The sequence below is a fragment of the Streptomyces sp. 13-12-16 genome (assembly GCF_002114215.1).
GTDB lineage: Bacteria > Actinomycetota > Actinomycetes > Streptomycetales > Streptomycetaceae > Streptomyces.
This window is the reverse complement of record NZ_NCTE01001104.1, coordinates 1-2,370: the sequence shown is the minus strand read 5'-3', so window position 1 is coordinate 2,370 and position 2,370 is coordinate 1. Positions and strand designations below refer to the sequence as shown.

General features: G+C 74.6%; 2 protein-coding genes. Both read left to right on the top strand.

All coding sequences use genetic code 11. From position 1 onward, the window contains the following. Positions 1-691: 23S rRNA (guanosine(2251)-2'-O)-methyltransferase RlmB (gene rlmB / locus B7767_RS35920; protein ID WP_085575703.1), on the top strand; the 691-nt coding region annotated here is incomplete at its 5' end. A gap of 281 nt (positions 692-972) precedes the next feature. Beyond that, the coding region (locus B7767_RS35915) for a DoxX family protein (RefSeq protein WP_085575702.1) at positions 973-2,370 on the top strand (1,398 nt) is incomplete at its 3' end.

Here is a 2,370-nt window from a genome sequence, read left to right as displayed (position 1 = left end):
GGGCGTGCCCGCGTCGACGCTGTACGTCCAGCAGTTCATCGACAACGACGAGCGGGTGCGCGAGGCGCTCCAGCTCGCGGCCGAGCGCGGCGGGATCAACCTCATGGAGGCCCCCCGCCCCGAACTCGACCGCATGACCAACGGCCTGAACCACCAGGGCCTGGTGCTCCAGGTCCCGCCGTACGAGTACGCGCACCCCGAGGACCTCGTCGCCGGCGCCCACGACGAGGGGCAGGACCCGCTGATCGTCGCCCTCGACGGGGTCACCGACCCGCGCAACCTCGGCGCGGTCGTCCGGTCCGTCTCCGCGTTCGGCGGCCACGGCGTCGTCGTGCCCGAGCGGCGCGCCGCCGGGATGACCGCCGGCGCCTGGAAGACGTCCGCCGGTACGGCGGCCCGTACGCCCGTCGCCCGCGCCACCAACCTGACGCGCGCGCTGGAGGCGTACAAGAAGGCCGGGATCGCGGTCGTCGGCCTGGCCGCCGACGGTGAGGCCGAGCTCGGCGACCTGGACGCGCTGGACGGGCCGGTCGTCATCGTCGTCGGCAGCGAGGGCAAGGGGCTCTCCCGACTGGTCGGCGAGACCTGCGACTTCCGGGTACGGATCCCGATGCCGGGCGGCGCGGAGTCGCTCAACGCCGGTGTGGCGGCGGGGATCGTGCTGTACGAGGCGGCGCGTCGGCGGGGCTGATCCCGGGGGCCGGTGCGGCCGTACGAGTGCGACGGGGCCGTGCGAGTGCGGCGGACGGAGGTGTCACCGGTGCGGCGGCGGGGATCGTGCTGTACGAGGCGGCGCGTCGGCGGGGCCGATCCCGGGGGCGGTGCGGCCGTACGAGTGCGACGGGCGAGGCTGGACGGGTGTTCGGCGGAGTCACCCACATGGGGTGTTCCGGGTGGTCCGGGCAGGCTTGACGCGGTCCGGACACTTCCGGCGGGTCAAGGCAGTGTCCTAACGCCGTGTCACTCGGTTAGATGAGTGTGGACACGAGAACACCCCGCACGCCCACGGGGGACCGCTCGTCGGGACTCGACGACGCTCCCGCGCTGAGCATGGTGAAGGTGCCGAGCGATCCGGCGCAGGTCATCGTCAATCACGCCAGCTTCCGCGTGCAGCTGGGCGTCTCGGCGCGGCGCGCCCAATCGCCGCGGATCGCACGGCACGTGAGCGCCGCCGAGGACACCGCCCGCATCCCCGTCGTCACCACCGTGGGCACGCCGGGCCAGTCGGGCGCCCGCCGCCGGCCCGTCGTCTGGAGCGGCCGGTCCGCGCCCGACGACACCGGCGCCCACCGACTGCTCCAGGCCGTACGGCACGAAGGCGTCCGCCACGCCGACGAGCCGCTCACCGACGCCGGGGCCACCCAGGTCATCCCGCGCACCGGCACCGGGTACGACCACGCCGACGACCCGGTCACCCAGACCCTCGAGACCCCGTTCGTCGGCGCCCAGCGCAGCCCGGCCGACGGACCCCTGCTGCCCCCGATGCGCACGGTCGGCAGCGCCTACGACGAACCCGCCTACCACGAGCCCGCCTACGACGAGCCCGCGTACGACGACGGAGCCGAGGCCACCGGCCGCCGCGCCAGGCGGCACGGCGACGACCCGGCCCGGCACGCCTACTACCCCGGCCGCCGGATGAACCTCGGCGTCGTCCTGCTCCCGCTGCGCGTCTTCCTCGGCGGCATCTCCGTCTACGCCGGGATGAGCAAGCTGTGCGACCCCCTCTACTTCGAGGGCGGCAAGCGCGGCTCCATGGTCAAGTGGCTGCACACCCTGCACCCCTGGGAAGTCGCCGAGCCGCTGCGCCAGTTCGCCCTGGAGCACCCCATCGGCTCCGGGCTCGCCATCGCCTTCGCGCAGATCGTCGTCGGCGTCCTGACCGCCCTCGGCTGCTGGCAGCGCCTGGCCGCCGTCGTCGGGGCGGCGCTCTCGGCGGCACTGCTGGTCACCGTCAGCTGGAAGAGCGTCCCCGCCTACGAGACACCCGACATCATCTACCTCGCCGCCTGGTCGCCGCTGATCATCGCGGGCGCCCCCGTCTACTCCGTCGACGGCGGCCTCGCGAGCCGGGCCTGGCGCCGGCTCGGCCCCCGCGCCGACATCTGGGACCTGCGCCGGTACGTACTGCGCCGGGGAGCCCTGGTCACCTTCGTGGTCTGCGGGTTCAGCATGCTCGTCGGCTCACTGCTCGGCGGTGCCGTGCGGGACGCCGACCGGGTGGTCGTCCCCGGGCCCGGCGAGGCCCCGCGCAACGAACTTCCCGGCTCCCCGCTGCCGGAGGAGTCCGGCGAACGCCGGAAGGAGGAGCGGACCCCGGCCGCCTCCACCTCACCCACCCGGGACGCCACTTCGGGCGCGGCGAGCCCGACC